Genomic DNA, 16,647 nt, shown 5'->3' with positions numbered 1-16,647 from the left:
GTGGCGGCGCGTTCGCAGAACGGCAATCCCGGCTATTGGATCGTGACGCCGCTGCTGGTCGAAGATGCGGGGAGCGCCATCCTGGTCAATCGCGGCTGGGTCCCCACCGAGCGCAAGGAACCGCAGCAGCGCGTGGAAGGCCAGGTCGGCGGCGAGGTGACGGTCGAGGGCATCATCCGCCAGCCGCAGCGCCAGAGCTGGTTCCAGCCGGCCAACGAGCCGGTGAAGAATGTCTGGTATTATCTGTCGCCGGCCGAGATGGCGGTGGCAAGCGGCCTGCCCTTGCGCGAGGACGTCTATCTCGACGCGGTGAAGAGCGATGTGCCGGGCGGCTTTCCCATCGGCGGGCAGACGCGCATCAACCTGCCCAACGATCATTTGACCTATGCCGTCACCTGGGGAGCGCTCGCGATCGCCCTCATCGTCATCTATTTGATGTTCCACCTGCAGCCCGCTGCAACGCCCGCCACCACCGCGCCGGAAGAGGATCAGGCCGCATGAGTTCGAACGCCTATCGCCAGCTGGAACAGCGCTTTGCGCGCATGGGGGCCATCAGCGAGGCCACCGGCATGCTGCATTGGGACATGGCGGCGGTGATGCCCGAGGGCGGGCATGAGTCGCGCGCCGAGCAATTGGCAACTCTCAACGTCATCGGCCATGAGATGCTGACGGCCCCCGAGATGGCCGACCTGCTGGAGCTTGCCGGCGAGGCGGGGCTCGACGAATGGCAGCGCGCCAACCTTCATGAAATGAAGCGCATCCACGGCCATGCCACCGCCTTGCGGCCGGATTTGGTCGAGGCCATCACACGGGCGCGGGCCGCCTGCGAAAAGACCTGGCGCGCGGCGCGGCCCAAGGGCGATTTCGCCCTGGTGCTGCCACAGCTCCAGGCGCTGCTCGACCTCACCCGCGAAAGTGCGCAGGCCAAGGCCGCGAAGCTCGGCCTCAGCCCCTATGACGCGTTGATGGATGAATATGAGCCCGGCGCACGGGCCGCCGACATCACGCCGGTGTTCGACGATTACGCGGCGTTCCTGCCGGAATTCCTGGGACAAGTGCTGGAGCGGCAGAAGCAGCAGGGGCCGGCCATTGTGCCCAAAGGGCCGTTCAGCATCGCCTCGCAGAAGGCGCTGGGCGAGCGGCTGATGGCCGCCATCGGGTTCGACTTCAACCATGGCCGGCTGGATACGTCGCTGCACCCGTTCTGCGGCGGGACCCCCGACGATGTGCGCATCACCACTCGCTATAACGAGGACCAGTTCGCCGATGCGCTGATGGGTGTGGTGCATGAGACGGGCCATGCCATGTATGAGCGCGGCCTGCCCAAGGCATGGCGCCGCCAGCCCGTGGGCCAGGCGCGCGGCATGGCACTCCACGAGAGCCAGTCGCTCATCGTCGAGATGCAGGCGGCGCGCAGCCCTGCCTTCTGCCGGTTCCTCTCACCCATTCTCAATGAGGTCTATCCCGGCAATGAGGCCGCCTTCGAGCCCGGCAACCTTGCCCGCTTCTATACCCGGGTCGAGCCCGGCTTCATCCGCGTCTCGGCCGATGAGGTGACCTATCCCGCCCATGTCATCCTACGCTACCGGCTGGAACAGGCGCTGATCAGCGGCGATCTTCAGCTGAAGGACCTGCCCGAGGCGTGGAATGCCGGCATGAAGGAACTGCTCGGCCTCACCGTCACCAATGACCGCGAGGGGTGCCTGCAGGATATTCACTGGTTCGACGGCGCCTTTGGCTATTTCCCCTGCTACAGCCTGGGTGCCATGAGTGCCGCCCAGTTCTTCGATGCCGCCTTGCGCGATGTGCCCGAAATCCCCGGCGCCATCGAACAGGGCGATTTCAGCCCGCTGATCGGCTGGCTGCGCCAGCATGTCCATGAGCGGGGCTCCAGCCGCACCACGCCGGAGATCGTCAAGGCGGCGACCGGCCAGCCCCTCGATGCCGGTATCTTCCGCCGGCATCTCGAGCGGCGTTATCTGGGCCAGGCCTGAAAAACCCCCTTTCCGGCCCCTGAATCCGGGAAAATCGCCCGATTGGCCCAGCCGGCGCACACCTACATCTGTAAGGTGATGACGAAAACACTTAATCGCTTGAGTCGTCCGGCCGGCATTGGCAGCATGGCCCCAATTCGGGATTGGGACCTCAGCGTGGATCGGGATTGGATGAAGAAAAGCGGCGGCAGATCCTGGCAGACGATTGATCCGACCCAGCGCCCCTATGTGGTGCTGCTGGCGTTGGTCAGTGCTGTCTTTGCCTATCGCATTGGCTATGACGTCGCCGCCTGCTGGCCGGGCCTGGTGCCGGTGTTGTGGGCAGCGCCCGCCTTCCTGCTCGGCCCCCTGCTGCTGCTCGGCTGGCGCGCCCTGCCGGCCCTGTTCGCCGTGGCCCTTCTTGCCCAGCTCCTGCTGCAGGCCTCGCTGCCGGCGGCCCTGCTCGCCGCCCTGGGCGATACTGCCGGGGCGGCCCTCGTCTATCTCATGCTCTGGCGCCGGGCGCCGGTCGACCTCCGCCTGCGCCAGCAGGCCGATCTGTGGCAATTGGCGCTGGTGGCGGGCGTCATCGGGCCGGCGGCACTCGCCGCCGCCAGCCTGCTCGTCGCCCTGCTGACCGGTGCCGTCGCCGCCGGGCAGCTGCTGCCCGCCTTCGCCGTGATGCTGGCCGGCAATGGTGTCGCCCTGCTGGCAGCCTGCCCCTTCATGCTGGTCTGGACGACCCAGTCCCAGGGCCGCCGACCGCACCGCGCGGAACTGGCCTGGGTCGGGGGCGCCGCCCTGCTGCTGTTGTGGCTGACCCTGGCGCCACCCGCGAGCTGGATCGGCCCGCTGGTGTTCTTCTCGCTCCTCGCTTTGCCGCTCGCCTTCTATGCCCTCACCCGTTATGGCCGGCGGGGGGCGAGCTATGCCGCCATGATCTTCGCCTTCATCATGATGAGCGGGGCCAGCCAGGGCGTCACGCTGTTCCAGCATATCGCCCCGGCGCACGACCATGCCGCGCTCGTCCTGTTCGTGCTGGCGTGCCAGCTGGGGCTGGTGGCGGTCGCCATCGCACGGGCCGAGCATGACCGGCAACAGGACCGCATCGCCGCCAATGAATCGCGCCTGCGCATCCTCATCGACAACACCAAGGTCTCGCCCTATGCGATGCCCGGGCCGGAATTCATCACCTACAGCTATATCAGCGACCGAATCGAGGCGATGACCGGCTATTCGGTCGCCGAGTGGAGCAAGCCCAAGGCCTGGTTCAGCTTCATGGCGCCGCAGGACCGCAAGCGCATGGAGCAGATCACCGCGCGCGACCTCAGCCTGGAGCAGGATTACGAGTGGGAATACCGCCTCATTCACCGCGACGGCTCGACGATCTGGATCCGCGACCTGTTCCGCATCGACCGCAAATCCGACGGCTCGCTGGAACTCCGCGGCATGATGACCGACGTCACGGTCCTGAAAAGCCGCGAGATCGCGCTGGCCGAGCGCGAGCATGAATTGCAGGAAGCGCGCAACAATGCCGAACAGGCCAACCGCGCCAAATCGAGCTTCCTCGCCTCGATGAGCCACGAGCTCAGAACGCCGATGAACTCGATCATCGGCTTTGCCGAGGTGCTGAACGCCGAAGCCTTCGGCCCGCTCACCGCGAAGCAGCGCGAGTATATCGAGGATATCGCCGCCTCGGGCCAGCACCTCCTCACCCTCATCAACGACATTCTCGACATGTCGAAGATCGAGGCCGGACGCTTCGAGCTCAACGAGGAACTGGGCGAGCTTGCGCCGCTGATCAACGCCTCGGTCCGGCTCAACGACCGGGAGGCAGCAAAATTCGCGGTCACGATCGAGGTCGACAATCCGGTGACCGGTGTCGGCATCCATGCCGACCAGCGCAGCATCCGCCAGATCCTCATCAACCTCATTTCCAATGCCGTGAAGTTCAGCAGGCCACAGGGTGTGGTGCGGGTGCGGGTGCGCCTCAGTCCGGGTGCAGGGATCGTCATCGCGGTCAGCGACCAGGGCATCGGCATGGGGCCGGAGACGCTGGCGCGCATCTTCGAGCCGTTCTTCCAGGGCTCGGGCGCCGATTTCCGCCACAAGCGCGAGGGGACCGGATTGGGCCTCGCCATTTCGCAGAAGCTGGCGCAGATGCATGGCGGCAGCGTCACCATCGAGAGCGTGCTGGGTGAGGGAACCACCGTCACCCTCTACCTGCCGGAAGAGCGCCTGCAGGCGATCGCCCAGGCCCCGGCCCTGCAGGCGACCCGCTGACGCCGCTGTTTGCGGTGGGGGACGGGCGCGCATGACAATTTCGCAAGGCCCCTGCCCGGCCAGGGCACCCGGCTTTGCTTGTCAGGACCGGGCTTGCCGCCTAATTTGAGGCCCGTGTTCCGCTCCCGATCCAGACGAGGTTTCCCTTGCGCTATATCAGCACCCGCGGCCAGGCCCCGAAGCTCAATTTCGAGGGCGCGCTGCTCACCGGTCTTGCCCGCGACGGCGGCCTTTATGTGCCGGAAACCTGGCCGAGCATGAGCGCTGCGCAGTTCCAGAAACTGGCCGGGAAGCCCTATGCCGAGGTCGCCAGCGCCGTGATGAAGCCCTTCATCGGCAGCAGCCTGAAGCCAGCCCAGCTCGACCAGGCGATCAAGGCCGCCTATGGCAGCTTCCGCCACCAGGCGGTGGCGCCGCTGGTTGAGATCGATGAAAGCCTGTGGCTGATGGAACTGTTCCATGGACCGACGCTGGCCTTCAAGGATGTGGCGCTCCAATTGCTGGGGCAGCTTTACGACATGGTGCTGAAGGCGCGCGGCGAGCGCATCACGGTGGTGGGGGCGACGTCGGGCGATACCGGCTCGGCAGCGCTCGAGGCCTGCAAGAACCGGGCGGCGATCGACATCTTCATCCTGCACCCGAAGGGCCGCGTCTCCGAAGTGCAGCGCCGGCAGATGACGACGATCGAGGCCGACAACATCCACAACATCGCCATCGACGGCTCGTTCGACGATTGCCAGGACATGGTGAAGGCGATGTTCAACGACCCGTCCTTCCGCGACCGGGTCAATATGGCGGCGGTCAATTCGATCAACTGGGCGCGCGTCATGGCGCAGATCGTCTATTACGTGACCGGCGCCCTGGCGCTGGGCGCGCCGGGCCGGGCCGTCAATTTCGCCGTGCCGTCGGGGAATTTCGGCAATGTGTTTGCGGGCTACGCCGCGCGGTCGATGGGATTGCCGATCAACCAGCTCATCGTGGGCTCGAACCGCAACGATATCCTCACCCGCTTCTTCACCACGGGTGCCATGAAGATGAGCAAGGTGACACCTTCGCTCTCGCCCTCGATGGACATCCAGGTCTCGAGCAATCTCGAGCGGCTGCTGTTCGACCTGTTCGATCGCAAGGGGGAGAAACTGGGTGCCGCCATGGGCGATTTCCGCAAGAGCGGGAAGTTCGAGGCGCCGAAGAAGGGCTGGGCCAGGACCGCCAGGCTGTTCAAGGCGCACCGCCTCGACGACCGCGAGACGCTTGCCGCCATGCGCGACATCCACAAAAAGACCGGCATGCTGGTCGATCCGCATTCGGCGATCGGCATCGTGGCGGCTCTGGCAGAGCGCAAGGGCAAGAAGTCGGATGGAATACCGACCATTGCGCTCGCCACCGCGCATCCGGCGAAGTTCCCGGACGCGGTCGAGAAGGCCACGGGCATCCGGCCGGCCCTGCCTGCGCATCTGGCCGACCTCCTCGATCGCAAGGAACGCCTCTCCGAGCTACCCAACGACCTCGGGAAGGTGCAAGACTATGTGCTGGCCCATACCAGGCTTGGGCATAACAGATAAGCAGGTCAGACTTCGTGGACATTCCTACCCCCGAGAACAGCGACGACAGCGTCAGGATCACCACGCTCGACAATGGTTTCCGCATCGTCACCGATGCGATGGCCTCGGTCGAGACCATCTCACTGGGTGTCTGGGTCGGCATTGGCACGCGCCATGAAGAGGCGGCCGAGAACGGCGTCTCGCATCTCCTCGAACACATGGCTTTCAAAGGCACCAGGCGCCGCTCGGCCCGCGACATCGCGGTCGAGATCGAGAATGTGGGTGGCGTCCTCAATGCCTATACCGGGCGCGAACAGACCGCCTATTACGCCAAGGTCCTGAGCAATGATCTGCCGCTGGCGGTCGATATCATCGCCGACATCCTGCAGCATTCGACCTATGACGCAGGCGAGCTGGAGCGCGAGCGCGGAGTCATCCTGCAGGAGATCGGCCAGGCCGAGGACACGCCGGACGACATCGTGTTCGACTACTTTCAAGAAGCGGCCTTTCCCGACCAGAGCATGGGCTGCCCGGTGCTGGGCCGCGCCGAGATTATCGAAGGCCTAAAGGCCGAGGCTATCGCGCGCTACCAGACCAGCCGCTATCGGCCCGGCAATATGGTGCTGGCGGCGGCGGGCAAGCTGGAACATGCCCGCCTGGTCGACCTTGCCTTGAAAGCCTTCGACAGCCTGCCGCGCGGCAATGCGGCGGCACTGGAGCCAGCCAGCTACCAGGGCGGTGAATCACGTTATGAGCGCGAGCTGGAGCAGGCGCATATCCTGCTGGGCTTCGAGGGGATCGGCATCCACGATCCCGATTATTATGCGAGTGCCGTGCTGTCGCAATTGTTCGGCGGCGGCATGTCGTCGCGCCTGTTCCAGGAAGTGCGCGAGAAGCGCGGCCTCGTCTACGGCATCCATAGTTTTGCGAGTGCCTGGCACGATGCGGGCCTGTTCGGGATCTATGCCGGGACCGGTGCCGAGGAGGCCAAGGAATTGCTGCCGATCGTGTGTGACGAGCTCTTGAAGCTGCCGCACGATATTTCGGAAGAAGAACGCTGCCGCGCCAGCGCACAGTTGAAGGCCGGCATCCTGATGGCGCGTGAGAAGACCAGCGCGCGCTGCGAGCATATCGCCTCGCAATTGCTGGTCCATGACCGCGTCTACACCCCGGCCGAGATCGTCGCCAAGGTGGATGCGGTGGGGCCGGCGGATCTCGCCCGTGTGGCCAGGCGCTTGCTTGCCTCGGCACCGACCCTCACCGCCATGGGGCCGGTCGGCAACGTCATGGATCTTGCATCTTTGCGCGGCCGCCTGCAGGCTTGAGCGGGATCCAGCGCCGGCCTTGACCGCGCTGAACGATGATTGGGCGGTCGACGAGGGCAATCCATGTTCCTGTTCGAACCGGTCTATCGGCCAAGACCGCCGGTGCTGACCGGAAGACATGTTTATCTGCGCCCGCCACTGATGGCGGACTATGCCGTCTGGGCGGATCTGCGCGGCCGCAGCCGCGCCTTCCTGGAACCGTGGGAGCCGCTCTGGGGCGAACGGGCGCTCACGCGCGGCACCTATCGCGCCCGCATCAGCCGCATGGTGCGCGACTGGAACAGCGACCAGGGTTATTCATTCCACATCTTCGCCGACGGCCATGGCGAGATTCCGCGCGGACAATTGCTGGGCGGCGTCAACCTCAACGCGGTGCGCAGGCTGTCGGCCCAGGCCTGCACGCTCGGCTATTGGATGGGCGAGCCCTATGCCGGACGCGGCCTGATGCATGCCGCCCTCGCGGCCTTGCTGCCCTATGTCTTCGCACCGGAGTTAGGTGAGCGGCCGGGTTTGGGCCTCCACCGGATCGACGCCGCCTGCATTCCGGAAAACCTGCCGAGCAAAAAACTGCTGCGCCGCTGCGGCTTCGAGGAGGTGGGCCTTGCCCCCAGATACCTCAAGATCGGCGGCGACTGGCGCGATCACATCTGCCACCAGCTGCTGGCGGGGGATTATTTGGGTGGGAGGGGGACAACCTCATAGATCGTCATCCTCCGCGAAGGCGGAGGACCCACGAGTTTGTGGGCAACTGAAGAAAGCAATTCGTGGGTGGTCCGCCACAGCCGACGAATGTCGGCCTTCGCCGACGGCGGACCATGACGAAATATTTAGCTTACGCGTGGCCGATGTCGCCTGATAACGAGCTGAGGTTGACGCCGAGCTTGCCGATGCAGCGTTCCCATTTTTCGTTGAGGTCGTCGTCGAAAATCAGTTCCTCGTCGGCCGGCACGTTGAGCCAGGCATTGGCCTGCATCTCGGCGTCCAATTGACCGGGACCCCAGCCGGCATACCCTAAGGCCAGGACCGAGCGGCGGGGGCCAGCGCCGGCGGCGATGTCGCGCAGGATGTCGAGGGTGGCGGTGAGGCCGATCTCCTCGCCCACCTTCAAGGTGGCATCCTCGAGATAATCAGCCGAATGCAGCACGAAACCGCGGCCGGTTTCGACCGGGCCGCCGGAGCGGATGCGGATATGTTCGGCATCCTGCACCGAGTCGATGCCGAGCTGGCTCAAAAGGTCGGGGAAGCTCAGCGCCCCCACCAGCCGGTTGAGCACCAGGCCCATGGCGCCGTCGCTGGTATGGGCGCAGAGATAGATCACCGTGCGGGTAAAACGGGCGTCGCGCATCTGCGGCATCGCGACGAGCAGTTGCCCCGTCATAAAGCCCTGATGTAAAAGCCCTTTATTCATCTCAACCATCCGGTTCGAGCGGCAATTCGACGCGTCGGGCCAGAAACAAGCCGGCAGCGCCTTTCGTAAGCATCAAGGGTATAATTGCCCAGGAAAGTTGGCAAATAGTGAATCCATTGCGTCACATCACGATCCGGCGACCCATGTCACAGCTGTCACAGCACGGCCGCAATTTGGGCCTCCTGGCGCTGCTGATGCTGCTGTGCCTCGGCACCCTACCTGCCCGCGCGGAGGTGAGTGCCACCACGCCGCAGACCGAGGTCTCGCTGGTCTCGGCGGTGACGGCGGTGGGCGATCTCACCCAGATTCCGCTCGGCATTCATATGGTGCTGAAATCCGGCTGGAAGACCTATTGGCGCAGCCCCGGGGATGCGGGCTTTGCGCCCACCATCGAGACGAGCGGGTCGAGCAATGTGGCGGCGGCCAGCCTCGCCTTTCCGGTGCCGCACCGCTTCGAACTCTTCGGCCTGCAGACCTTCGGCTATGGCGAGGAGGTGGTGTTCCCCCTCAGCATCACGCCGCAGACCCAGGGCCAGCCGGTCAGTCTCAAGGCGAAGCTGCGTTATCTGGTGTGCGAGCAGATCTGCATTCCTTATGAGCATGACCTGAGCCTCGACCTGCCGGCGGGTGTGGCCGGTGTCGGGGGCGATGCGGCGCTCATCAGCCGCTACCAGGCGCTGGTGCCGGATGCGGGTGCCAAGGCGCGCTTCACGTTGAGCGATGTGCGCGTGACCGGCAGCGATCTCCGGATCAGCCTGAGGTCCGACGGCGCGCCGCTCGTCAACCCCGATGCGGTGGTCGAGGGGCCGGACGGGCTCTATTTCAACAAGCCCAGCGTGATGGTCTCCGAAGATGGGCGGCAGGCGGATTTCACGCTGGCGATCGAGCGCGATCCGGCGGCACCCGATCCCGCCAGCACCGCGCTGACGCTGACCCTGTTCGATGGGCAGCGCGCGCTGGAACAGAATGTGGTGCCGGAGATCTTCGCCGAGTCCGTGACGGCTGCGCCGGTCGCCGTGAGCGAGGCGCCGCAATTGTGGCCGATGCTGGCGGTGGCATTGCTGGGCGGGCTCATCCTCAACATCATGCCCTGCGTGCTGCCGGTGCTGCTCCTCAAACTCAGCCATGTGCTGGAGCATGCGGGGGCGGCGCGGCGCCAGATCCGGCAGCGGTTCCTCGCCAGCGCCGCGGGCATCGTCTTTGCGTTCGCGGTGCTGGCCGCCATCCTCATCGGCATCAAGCAAGGCGGGCAAAGCATCGGCTGGGGCATCCAGTTCCAGCAGCCGATCTTCCTCGGTGCCCTGGCGCTGTTGTGCTTCGTGCTGGCCGCCAATATCTGGGGCTGGTTCCAGATTCCGGTGCCGGCCTTTGCCGGCGCGGTGGGGACATTGAGCGACCGTGAGGAAAAACGCCGGCCGCTGCTGGGCGCGTTCCTGGGCGGTATTCTCGCCACGATCCTCGCCACCCCCTGCTCGGCACCGTTTGTCGGCACGGCGGTGGGCTTTGCGCTGGCGCGGGGACCCATCGAGATCATGGCGATCTTCCTCACGCTTGGCGTGGGGCTGGCGCTTCCCTATCTCGCGATCGCCGCGGCGCCGCGCCTCATTAGCCTGCTGCCGCGCCCCGGCCGCTGGATGCTGGGGCTCAAAAGACTGCTGGGCCTGTCGCTTGCCGCCACGGGATTGTGGCTGGGCTTCGTGCTGCTGCAGCAGACGGGTTTTGTGACACTTGCCGCGCGCGACGATGCGGCCGCCTGGCGGAAATTCGACGCGGCGGCTATTCCGGAACTGGTCGCCCAGGGCCATGTCGTGTTCGTCGATGTGACGGCGGAATGGTGCATCACCTGCAAGGCCAACAAGGAATTCGTCATCAACCAGGAACCGGTGGCGTCGGCCCTGGCCGAGACGGCGGCGATGCTGGCGGATTGGACGCGGCCGGACCCGGCCATCAGCGCCTATCTTGCGAGCTTCGGCCGATTCGGTATTCCCATGAACGTGGTCTATGGCCCTGGCGCCCCGGACGGCATCCTGCTGCCGGAATTGCTGTCCAGTGACGATGTCATGACCGCGTTGAAACAGGCAAAATAGCCGTATCCCCAGGAATGGCTTTGGGCGCTTGGCAAGGGGGGCAAGGGGGGCCTATATCTAGGCCCTATTGCCGACCCCCGACGGCGTTTGGGGATTCATAGGCGAAGACGGCTCGCTGCTCTCCGGCGGGCGTCGGAACTCAAGGAAGGATTCAGTCATGACGATCAAAGTTGGCGACAAGATTCCCGCGGTCTCGTTGAAGACCATGGACAAGGACGGCATGCAGACCCTCTCCACCGACGACATCTTCAAGGGCAAGAAGGTCGCGCTGTTCGCCCTGCCCGGCGCCTTCACGCCGACCTGCTCCGCCAAGCACGTGCCGGGCTTCCTGGCGCAGCACGAGGCGCTGAAGGCCAAGGGCGTCGACGCCATCGCCTGCCTCTCGGTCAACGATGCCTTCGTGATGGGCGCCTGGGGCAAGGACCAGAACGTCGGCGACAAGGTGCTGATGCTGGCCGACGGCAATGCCGATTTCTCGAAGGCGGTCGGCCTCACCATGGACGGCACGGGTTACGGCATGGGCACGCGCGCCAGCCGCTATGCCATGGTAGTCGACAATGGCACCGTAAAGGCCCTCAACGTCGAGGCGCCGGGCGCCTTCGAAGTCTCCAGCGCCGAAGCAGTGCTCAAGGTTCTCTAAGCTTAAGGCTTGCCGAACACGGGGCGGTAGCCCAGGATTCGTTCCTGGGGTGCCGCCCTCTTTCTTTGCCTCGCCATTGGAACCTTTTATGACGGCTGATTCGCCGCTGCTTTCCGAACCTCCGGCTCTGGAAATCCTGCGCCGGGTCTATGGCCATGAGAAGTTCCGCGGCCAGCAGGCGGCCATCATCGACCATGTGGTGTCAGGCGGCGATGCTCTGGTCTTGATGCCGACCGGCGGCGGCAAATCGGTCTGCTACCAGATCCCGGCCATGCTTCGCGAGGGTGTGGGCATCGTGGTCTCGCCGCTCATAGCCCTTATGCAGGACCAGGTGGCGGCCCTGCAGCAGATGGGTGTCGCCGCCGACGTGCTGAATTCCAGCCAGACGCTGGATGAGATGCGCGCGGTCGAGGCTCAGTTGCGCAACGGCGCGCTGCAGCTCCTCTATGTGGCGCCGGAGCGGTTGATGACGCCGCGATTCCTCGAACTGCTGCACACGCTGAAGGTGGCGCTGTTTGCGATCGACGAGGCACATTGCGTGTCGCAATGGGGCCATGATTTCCGCCCGGAATACATCCAGCTCTCGGTCCTGCACCAGCAATTCCCGAATGTGCCGCGCATTGCCTTGACCGCCACCGCCGACAAGGAGACGCAGGCCGAGATCCGCACGCGGCTGGCACTTGACGATGCCGAGATCTATCTCAACTCCTTCGACCGGCCGAACATCCGCTACCGTGTGGTCGAGCGGACCGATGCCAAGCGGCAATTGCTGGAGATCATCGAGCGCGACCATCGGGGTTCGGCCGGCATCGTCTATTGCCAGTCGAGGAAGAAGGTCGACGAGACGGCCGCCTGGCTGCAGGAGCGCAAGGTCAATGCGCTGCCCTATCATGCCGGCATGGATGCCGATGCGAGGCGCCGGAACCAGCAGCGTTTCCTGCGCGAGGACGGGGTCGTGATGGTGGCAACCGTCGCCTTCGGCATGGGGATCGACAAGCCCGATGTGCGCTTCGTGGCACATCTCGACCTGCCCTCGACCATCGAGGCCTATTACCAGGAGACCGGCCGCGCGGGCCGCGACGGGGCGCCGGCCGATGCGTTCCTGGCCTTCGGCCTGTCGGACGTCGTGCTGCTGCGGCGGCGGATCGAGGAATCGGAACTCTCGGATGCGCGCAAGGTAGTGAGCCGGCGCAAGCTCGATGCGCTGCTGGGCTTCTGCGAGGCGACCACCTGCCGCCGCATGGCGCTCCTCGATTATCTCGGCGAAAAATCGCAGCCCTGCGGCAATTGCGATATCTGCCTGGAGCCCGGCGAGACCTGGGATGCCAGCATCGCGGCACAGAAGCTGCTGTCGGTCTGCTGGCGGACGGGACAGCGCTTCGGCGTCGGGCAGCTCATCGACGTGCTGCGCGGGGAGGCGACCGAGAAGGTGACGCGCTTCGGCCACGAACAGTTGCCGGTCTTCGGCATCGGCCGGGACATTGACGCGCAGGCCTGGAAGTCGCTGGCGCGGCAGTTGGTGTCGCTGGGCTATCTCATTGTGCAGAGTGACCAGTTCAACACGCTGGCGGTGAGCGAGACGGCGCGGCCCATTTTGAAAGGCGAAGAGACGCTGACGCTCCGCCGCGCCACGGTCAATATGGGCCGCGCCAAGAAGCTGCGCCGCAACGGCACGGCGGAAGCGACCACGGCCGCGGCCCTGGCACGGGCCGATGTGGCGCCGGAATTGTGGGATGCGTTGCGCGCCAGGCGGCGGGATCTCGCCACGGCCCAGAACCTGCCGCCTTATGTGATCTTCCACGATGCGACGCTGCTGGAGATCGCCCACCGCATGCCGGAGAACCTCGCCGCCTTTCTCGCCATCCCCGGCATCGGCGAACGCAAGATGAAGCGCTACGGCTCGGATTTCCTCGAGGTACTGGCGGCGTATCGCTAGAACGCGATTTCTGCCGATTTCTTCACCGTGACCGCATGCTTCCCCGCATCGAAACCATCGAGGAGCAGGTTGTGGTGAGCGATGATCTGGTCGTAGGTGAGGGCACCCCTGTCGCCGGTCATGTGGCCGTCGCCGAGCAGGGTCACGTCATAGCCCAGCGAAACCGCGCGGCGGGTCGTTGTGTCGACGCAGTATTGCGTCATGCAGCCGCCGATCACGAGATGGGTGATGCCCTTGGCCTTGAGATGCTCTTCGAGATCGGTCTCGTAGAGAAGGAATCGCAGGCGGTCTTGTGAACGAGTTTCTCACCTGGCAGCGGCGCTATTTCCGGGCGCAGTTCCCAGCCGGGCTGGCCCTTGGCGAGGCGATGATCGCCGGCATCGTTGTGCTGCACGACGATGACCGGCACGCCGGCCTTGCGTGCCCGCGCCTCGACATTCTGCAGGCGTAGGCACAACTCATCGAGCGCCTTGTCCAGCACCGGCTGGCGCGCCGGTGTGCCAGCTCCATCCAGGATCGCCTTTTGTACGTCGATGATGAGCAAGGCCGTGGTCATGGCAGCGTCTCCCTGATCAGCGCCCCGGAATGGCAGCCCGTGCCAGCGCGTCGGCGCGTTCGTTTTCGACATGGCCGTCATGGCCGCGAACCCAGATCCATTCGATCTTGTGGCTTTTCACGGCGGCATCTGGGCGCTGCCACAGATCGACATTCTTGACCGGCTTCTTGTCCGAGGTTTTCCAGCCGGTGCGCTTCCAATTGTGGATCCAGGTGGTGATGCCGTTCTTCACATACTGGCTGTCGGTGTGGAGGCGCACATGGGTGGTCGACTTCATGGCCTCGATCGCCGCGATCGCCGCCATCAATTCCATACGGTTGTTGGTGGTGGCTGCCTCGCCGCCGGACAATTCCTTCTCGACCGCACCATAGCGTAGGATGGCGCCCCAGCCACCGGGGCCGGGATTGCCGCTGCAGGCGCCGTCGGTGAAGACGTCGACAGTTTTCAGATCGTGTGGGGTCGTCATAGGCCGTAGGCCGCGGCGGATCTGGCCTGCTGGTGGAAGCGCAGCTTCTTCAGGTATTCCAGCGGGTCCTTGGGGCTCACGAAGGCGCCCGGCGGATGGTTGAGCCAGTCATAAAGCCGCGTCAGCAGGAAACGCAGCGCACCGCCCCGGGCGAGGATCGGCAGAGGCGGCCAGTTCCTTCTCCGGCAACGGCCGCAGCTTCGTGTAGCTGTCGACCATGGCCTTTGCCTTGGTGATGTTGAACTCGCCCTTCACCTCGAAGCACCAGGCATTGAGGCAGATGGCGAGATCGTAGGTCAGGAAATCGGTGCAGGCGAAGTAAAAATCGATGAGGCCGGAGAGGCGGTCGCCGAGGAAGAAGACATTGTCCGGGAAGAGATCGGCATGGATGACACCCACCTCCAGATCCTTGGGCCAATGCTGCTCCAGGAAGGCCAGTTCGTCCTGGATCACCTGCGAGAGACCGGGTGAGACTTCGTCGGCACGGTCCTTGGTGTTCGTGACCAGCGTATGCCAACCGGACAATGAGAGGTTGTTCGGGCGCTTCAGCGCGAAGTCGCGGCCCTTGATATGGAATTCCGCCATCGCGGTGCCGAGCAGCTGGCAATGCCGTTCCGTGGGGCGGCGCGGCCACATGCCTTCGAGGAAGCTGATGATGGCGGCGGGCCGGCCGCAGAGTTCGCGCAAGGACTGGCCGTCCCGGGCCTTGATCGGCGTTGGGCAGCTCAATCCCTTGGCCGCGAGATGCTCCATCAGCCCCAGGAAAAAAGGCAGGTCCTCGCGGTGCACGCGCTTTTCATAGAGGGTCAGGATGTAGCTGCCCCGGGTCGTGCGCATGAGGAAGTTGGAATTCTCGACGCCCTCGGCGATGCCCTTGCAGGAGACGACGTCGCCGATGTCATAAGCCTTCACGAAGGCAGCGAGGTCGCCATCCGGCACTTCGGTGTAAACAGCCATGTCGAAGATCCGGTTTGATTACGCCGTCAGCGCGCGGGGCAGTTTGAAATGTGTGGTCTCAGTGGTGACCGACACTTCGTTCGTGGTGATGTCGAAGCGGTCGCGCACGGCGCCCACCACTTCCTGGACCAGGATTTCCGGCGCCGAGGCGCCGGCGGTAATGCCGACCGTGTCGATGCCGTCGAACCAGGCCCAGTCGATCTCGGCCGCCTTCTGCACGAGATAGGCGTTGGCGCAGCCGGCGACCAGCGCCACTTCAACGAGGCGCCGCGAGTTCGAGGAATTGGGCGCGCCGATCACCAGCATGAGATCGCATTTCTCGGCGATCGCCTTCACCGCCTGCTGGCGGTTGGTGGTGGCGTAGCAGATGTCTTCCTTGCGCGGCCCGTGGATGTTGGGGAAACGGCGCTTCAGCACCGAGATGATGCCGATGGTGTCGTCGATCGAGAGCGTCGTCTGGGTGATATAGGCCAGGGCCAGGGGATTCTTGACGGCGATCTTCTCGGCATCCTCGGCGGTCTCGACCAGGGAGACGGCACCTTCCGGCAATTGGCCGATGGTGCCGATCACTTCCGGGTGCCCGGCATGGCCGATGAGGATGATGTGCTGGCCGGCGGCGTGATGGCCTTCCGCCTAGCGGTGCACCTTGGAGACCAGGGGGCAGGTCGCGTCGAGATACATGAGTTCGCGCCGCTCGGCCTCGGCCGGGATCGCCTTCGGGACGCCATGGGCGGAAAAGACCACCGGGAACTGGCCGGGAATTTCATCGAGCTCCTCGACGAAGACGGCGCCCTTCTTTTCCAGGGCTTCGACCACATGGCGATTGTGGACGATTTCGTGGCGGACATAGACCGGGGCGCCGTAGCGCTCGAGCGCCCGCTCGACGATCTGGATGGCGCGGTCGACACCTGCGCAAAAACCGCGCGGGGCGGCCAGATAGACGGTCAGCTTGCTCTTGGTCATCGGATGCTCATCGGGGTCGGGATGGCCGATTTTGGCCAAATACGATGGTCTGGAATATAGGGTTTTCAGCCCCCGAGGCAATGCCAAACGCCTCATAATGCCATCGATTTACCGCAGGTTAGCGGGTACCGGGCGGCTTGGAAGCGCTGGCGCTCTACTAAAGTCGCCACAGCGTTAATGCGGTCGGGAATCGGCGGTGCCCCAAGGGCCACAGCCGGACCCGTCGCCTGGGGGCCAGAGGCAGTCATGACGAATCCGCAGATCGCGCAAAAGGGTCCGTTCAAGGTCGAGGTCGAGGCTGGAAAATCCTATTTCTGGTGCGCCTGCGGCCAAAGCAAGAAACAGCCCTTCTGCGATGGGTCGCATAAAGGGACCGGTTTCAGCCCCGTGAAATTCGACGCCACCGAAGCCAAGGCCGTGTTCTTCTGCGGCTGCAAACATACTCACAAATCGCCGCTCTGCGACGGTTCGCATTCGAAACTTTGAGTGCGGCTTAAGGCGCGCGCGGAAAG

At 64.7% G+C, this 16,647-nt stretch carries 12 protein-coding genes and 3 pseudogenes; 10 read left to right on the top strand and 5 right to left on the bottom strand.

Translation table 11 applies throughout. The features are described from left to right. The 6 genes from IPK59_17780 to IPK59_17755 all read left to right on the top strand — a co-directional run. Positions 1-501 (top strand): SURF1 family protein (locus IPK59_17780; protein ID MBK8160534.1); only part of this gene is annotated, 501 nt, incomplete at its 5' end. After that, on the top strand, positions 498-1,994 hold the full coding sequence (locus IPK59_17775; GenBank protein MBK8160533.1) for a carboxypeptidase M32: 1,497 nt from the start codon (positions 498-500) through the stop codon (positions 1,992-1,994). The genes IPK59_17780 and IPK59_17775, both read left to right, overlap by 4 nt. A gap of 171 nt (positions 1,995-2,165) precedes the next feature. Further along, positions 2,166-4,256 (top strand): PAS domain-containing protein, encoded by a 2,091-nt coding sequence (locus IPK59_17770; GenBank protein MBK8160532.1) that lies wholly within the window; start codon positions 2,166-2,168, stop codon positions 4,254-4,256. A gap of 146 nt (positions 4,257-4,402) precedes the next feature. Continuing rightward, the gene (locus IPK59_17765; GenBank protein ID MBK8160531.1) at positions 4,403-5,818 is read left to right on the top strand and encodes a threonine synthase; all 1,416 of its coding nucleotides are present in this window, start codon (positions 4,403-4,405) and stop codon (positions 5,816-5,818) included. Positions 5,819-5,916: 98 nt separating this feature from the next. Then, a complete protein-coding gene (locus IPK59_17760) occupies positions 5,917-7,122 on the top strand; it encodes an insulinase family protein (GenBank protein ID MBK8160530.1) in 1,206 nt (401 codons plus the stop codon). Positions 7,123-7,185: 63 nt separating this feature from the next. Then, entirely contained in the window at positions 7,186-7,824 is a 639-nt protein-coding gene (locus IPK59_17755; protein MBK8160529.1) for a GNAT family N-acetyltransferase, read from the top strand. Between the two features lie 130 nt (positions 7,825-7,954). Here the strand turns inward: IPK59_17755 and IPK59_17750 are convergent, their stop codons facing one another. Continuing rightward, on the bottom strand, positions 7,955-8,530 hold the full coding sequence (locus tag IPK59_17750) for a YqgE/AlgH family protein (GenBank protein ID MBK8160528.1): 576 nt from the start codon (positions 8,528-8,530) through the stop codon (positions 7,955-7,957). A gap of 143 nt (positions 8,531-8,673) precedes the next feature. Between IPK59_17750 and IPK59_17745 the strand changes: the two genes are divergently transcribed. From IPK59_17745 to recQ, 3 genes are all read left to right on the top strand, one after another. After that, positions 8,674-10,617 (top strand): thioredoxin family protein, encoded by a 1,944-nt coding sequence (locus tag IPK59_17745; GenBank protein MBK8160527.1) that lies wholly within the window; start codon positions 8,674-8,676, stop codon positions 10,615-10,617. A 157-nt stretch (positions 10,618-10,774) separates the two neighbouring features. Further along, the gene (locus IPK59_17740) at positions 10,775-11,257 is read left to right on the top strand and encodes a peroxiredoxin (GenBank protein ID MBK8160526.1); all 483 of its coding nucleotides are present in this window, start codon (positions 10,775-10,777) and stop codon (positions 11,255-11,257) included. 88 nt (positions 11,258-11,345) lie between these two features. After that, complete coding sequence (gene recQ / locus IPK59_17735) at positions 11,346-13,193, top strand: DNA helicase RecQ (protein ID MBK8160525.1); 1,848 nt, start codon at positions 11,346-11,348, stop codon at positions 13,191-13,193. On the opposite strand, the pseudogene IPK59_17730 reads toward recQ, so the two are convergent. From IPK59_17730 to ispH, 4 genes and pseudogenes are all read right to left on the bottom strand, one after another. Next, positions 13,190-13,749: pseudogene (locus IPK59_17730) on the bottom strand (cysteine hydrolase). The gene recQ and the pseudogene IPK59_17730 overlap by 4 nt on opposite strands. A 16-nt stretch (positions 13,750-13,765) precedes the next feature. After that, on the bottom strand, positions 13,766-14,215 hold the full coding sequence (gene rnhA / locus IPK59_17725; GenBank protein MBK8160524.1) for a ribonuclease HI: 450 nt from the start codon (positions 14,213-14,215) through the stop codon (positions 13,766-13,768). Further along, positions 14,212-15,172: pseudogene (locus IPK59_17720) on the bottom strand (homoserine kinase). The gene rnhA and the pseudogene IPK59_17720 overlap by 4 nt, the downstream one beginning before the upstream one ends. A gap of 18 nt (positions 15,173-15,190) precedes the next feature. Further along, a pseudogene (gene ispH, locus IPK59_17715) lies at positions 15,191-16,135 on the bottom strand (4-hydroxy-3-methylbut-2-enyl diphosphate reductase). 246 nt (positions 16,136-16,381) lie between these two features. On the opposite strand from ispH, the gene IPK59_17710 reads away from it, so the two are divergent. After that, positions 16,382-16,621 (top strand): CDGSH iron-sulfur domain-containing protein, encoded by a 240-nt coding sequence (locus IPK59_17710; GenBank protein MBK8160523.1) that lies wholly within the window; start codon positions 16,382-16,384, stop codon positions 16,619-16,621. Positions 16,622-16,647 lie beyond the last annotated feature (26 nt).

It is taken from the genome of Rhodospirillaceae bacterium (assembly GCA_016712715.1).
GTDB lineage: Bacteria > Pseudomonadota > Alphaproteobacteria > Dongiales > Dongiaceae > Dongia.
This window is presented reverse-complemented; position numbering and strand designations above follow the sequence as displayed.

Coding starts and splice junctions, on each gene's coding strand:
- IPK59_17775 (MBK8160533.1), top strand. CDS start 498: ATGAGTTCGAACGCCTATCGCCAGCTGGAACAGCGCTTTGCGCGCATG.
- IPK59_17770 (MBK8160532.1), top strand. CDS start 2,166: ATGAAGAAAAGCGGCGGCAGATCCTGGCAGACGATTGATCCGACCCAG.
- IPK59_17760 (MBK8160530.1), top strand. CDS start 5,917: ATGGCCTCGGTCGAGACCATCTCACTGGGTGTCTGGGTCGGCATTGGC.
- IPK59_17755 (MBK8160529.1), top strand. CDS start 7,186: ATGTTCCTGTTCGAACCGGTCTATCGGCCAAGACCGCCGGTGCTGACC.
- IPK59_17750 (MBK8160528.1), bottom strand. CDS start 8,530: ATGAATAAAGGGCTTTTACATCAGGGCTTTATGACGGGGCAACTGCTC.
- IPK59_17745 (MBK8160527.1), top strand. CDS start 8,674: ATGTCACAGCTGTCACAGCACGGCCGCAATTTGGGCCTCCTGGCGCTG.
- IPK59_17740 (MBK8160526.1), top strand. CDS start 10,775: ATGACGATCAAAGTTGGCGACAAGATTCCCGCGGTCTCGTTGAAGACC.
- recQ (MBK8160525.1), top strand. CDS start 11,346: ATGACGGCTGATTCGCCGCTGCTTTCCGAACCTCCGGCTCTGGAAATC.
- rnhA (MBK8160524.1), bottom strand. CDS start 14,215: ATGACGACCCCACACGATCTGAAAACTGTCGACGTCTTCACCGACGGC.
- IPK59_17710 (MBK8160523.1), top strand. CDS start 16,382: ATGACGAATCCGCAGATCGCGCAAAAGGGTCCGTTCAAGGTCGAGGTC.